5 protein-coding genes are annotated in these 2,286 nt (G+C 60.3%); all 5 read left to right on the forward strand.

Annotated features, from left to right (window positions below; translation table 11 throughout):
- Positions 1-699 (forward strand): ATP synthase beta subunit C-terminal domain-containing protein (locus B2W52_RS08215; RefSeq protein WP_476738518.1); only part of this gene is annotated, 699 nt, incomplete at its 5' end.
- Positions 696-1,106 carry an ATPase gene (locus tag B2W52_RS08220; RefSeq protein ID WP_273069088.1) on the forward strand — a complete coding sequence of 137 codons (411 nt, stop codon included), beginning with the start codon at positions 696-698 and terminating at the stop codon, positions 1,104-1,106. The genes B2W52_RS08215 and B2W52_RS08220, both read left to right, overlap by 4 nt.
- Positions 1,103-1,414, forward strand: a complete 312-nt coding sequence (locus B2W52_RS08225) for an AtpZ/AtpI family protein (protein WP_273069087.1) — start codon at positions 1,103-1,105, stop codon at positions 1,412-1,414. The genes B2W52_RS08220 and B2W52_RS08225 overlap by 4 nt, the downstream gene beginning before the upstream one ends.
- Positions 1,401-1,697, forward strand: a complete 297-nt coding sequence (locus B2W52_RS08230; protein WP_273069084.1) for an ATP synthase subunit I — start codon at positions 1,401-1,403, stop codon at positions 1,695-1,697. The genes B2W52_RS08225 and B2W52_RS08230 overlap by 14 nt, the downstream gene beginning before the upstream one ends.
- Positions 1,697-2,286, forward strand: a 590-nt coding sequence (locus B2W52_RS08235) for a F0F1 ATP synthase subunit A (RefSeq protein WP_286802426.1), incomplete at its 3' end; no start/stop codon positions are given. The genes B2W52_RS08230 and B2W52_RS08235, both read left to right, overlap by 1 nt.

Below are 2,286 nucleotides of genomic sequence, written 5' to 3' on the forward strand. Positions count from 1 at the left end.
CTGACCATGGCGGAATATTTCCGCGATGAACAGCATCGGGATGTGCTTTTGCTGATCGACAATATTTTCCGCTTTGTCCAGGCGGGCTCGGAAGTCTCCGGGCTGCTTGGGCGTATGCCTTCCAGGGTTGGCTATCAGCCCACCCTGGCGACCGAGTTGGCCGAGCTGGAGGAACGAATCACCTCCACCCACAGTGCCGCGATTACCTCGGTTCAGGCGGTGTATGTGCCAGAGGACGACTTCACGGACCCTGCCGCCGCCCATATCTTCTCGCACTTGTCCGGCTCTGTGGTGCTGTCCCGCAAACGGGCCAGTGAGGGGCTTTACCCGGCAATTGATCCCCTGGCGTCTTCATCGGTCATGCTCACACCGTCGGTGGTCGGCCAACGGCATTACGACATTGCGCGGGCGGTGCGAAGAACCCTGGCCGAGTACGAAGAGTTGCGGGACATCATTGCCATGCTGGGCATCGAGGAGCTCTCGGCGGCTGACCGAACCACCGTAGCCCGTGCCCGCCGGCTGGAGCGCTTCCTGACCCAGCCGTTTTTTACCACCGCCGCGTTTACCGGTGCCGAAGGCAAGCGGGTGACCATTGCCGAGACCCTCGATGGTTGTGAAGCGATTCTGGAGCAGACCGAATTCGATCGGGATGAGAGTGAGTACTACATGATTGGCGCTTTGCCAGAGGTGGTCGCATGACGCTGGCTGAAGCAATGGACGTCACTATCCGGCTGCCGACCCGAATGCTCTTTGAGGGCAGCGCCCGCAAGCTGTTCGCGGTCGCCGAAAATGGGGCCTTCGGAATGCTGCCCAATCACATCGATTTTGTCACCTCGTTGGTGCCGTCGGTGCTGATTCTGACCCTGGAGGACGGCCATGAGCAAATCTTCGGTATCGACGAGGGCATTCTTGTGAAACAGGGGCACAAGGTGGATGTTGCGATCCGGCGCGGCGCTCCGGGCACGGATCTGGCTACCCTGCAGGAGAGTGTCCGCAAGAACTTCATTGAGGTGGATGAAGACGAACGGGTGGCCCGGTCAGCCCTGTCCAGGCTGGAGGCTGGCATGGTCAGGCGGTTCGCAGACCTGCAGCGGCCCAAGCCATGACTCAGAAGCGCAGAACGCCAGAAGATGAGATCGGGCGCCGGGCCCGGCGCCTGAAGAAAGCCCGGGAAAACCCCGGGGCAAGCCCGCTGCGCGGTCTGGGTGCCTTCGGGATGATCGGCTGGTCGATCGCTGTCCCGACTGTTGGCGGCGCGTTTCTCGGGCTTTGGCTGGATCGCACCATGCCCCAGGATTTCCCATGGGTGCTTGCGCTGATTCTGGGTGGCGTCACTCTGGGCGGTTTCATCGCCTGGGCGTGGATCGGCAGGGAAGGCAAGGAAGAGGAGGAGCAGGACCATGATGATCATTGACTGGCCGGATGTGCTTTGGGGATTTGGTGCCGGCGTGGCTGTGAGCATTCTTTATTTCGCCGGCCTGGCAGCGAGTGTGCGTTTTGCTCTGGGCTCTTCCAGACCATCAGAGGTGCTTTTACCCAGTGCCGTGGTGCGCATCGGACTGCTCCTGGCGGTGGGTTGGTTGGTAACAGGGGGCGGAACCCTGCCATGGGCTTTCGCAGGCTACGGGGCGGCGTTTTTTCTGGTGCGCTACCTGGCGACTTTCCTGGCACGAATACCGCACCCGGAGGAAGTCTGATGAAGCTGACGCCCGATGAAACAACGCTTTTCACGGTCTGGGGCCTGGATATCAATGAGACCGTGGGCTTTACCTGGATCGTCATGATCCTGCTGACCCTCACCTCCATCATTATTACCCGGAATTTGCGTCCGGATGTGCCACCGAACCGCTGGCGCACCACGCTGGAAGTGATTGTGACGGCGATTCAGAGCCAGATCGAGGAAATCTCGCCGCGAGCCTCTCGCCATGTGCTCTATTTTTCCGGAACGCTGTTCCTGTTTATTGCATTTTCGAACCTCCTGCTCGTTGTGCCGGGATTCGCGCCCCCAACGGCCTCGCTTTCCACCACGGCGGCTCTGGCTCTATCGGTGTTGATTGCCGTGCCCCTGTTCGGGATTACCCGGCAGGGTATCGGCGGTTATCTGAAAACCTACGTGCAGCCCTCTGTGGTGATGCTGCCGTTCAATATCATCAGCGAATTCTCGCGCGGTATATCCCTGGCCATACGCCTGTATGGCAACGTCATGAGCGGTGTGGTGATCGCCGGCATCCTGTTGGGCGTTGCGCCGTTCTTTTTTCCTGTGGTCATGGACGTGCTCGGGCTGCT

Source organism: Marinobacter sp. UBA2498 (assembly GCF_002341575.1).
Lineage (GTDB): Bacteria > Pseudomonadota > Gammaproteobacteria > Pseudomonadales > Oleiphilaceae > Marinobacter > Marinobacter manganoxydans.

Coding starts and splice junctions, on each gene's coding strand:
- B2W52_RS08225 (WP_273069087.1), top strand. CDS start 1,103: ATGACTCAGAAGCGCAGAACGCCAGAAGATGAGATCGGGCGCCGGGCC.
- B2W52_RS08230 (WP_273069084.1), top strand. CDS start 1,401: ATGATGATCATTGACTGGCCGGATGTGCTTTGGGGATTTGGTGCCGGC.
- B2W52_RS08220 (WP_273069088.1), top strand. CDS start 696: ATGACGCTGGCTGAAGCAATGGACGTCACTATCCGGCTGCCGACCCGA.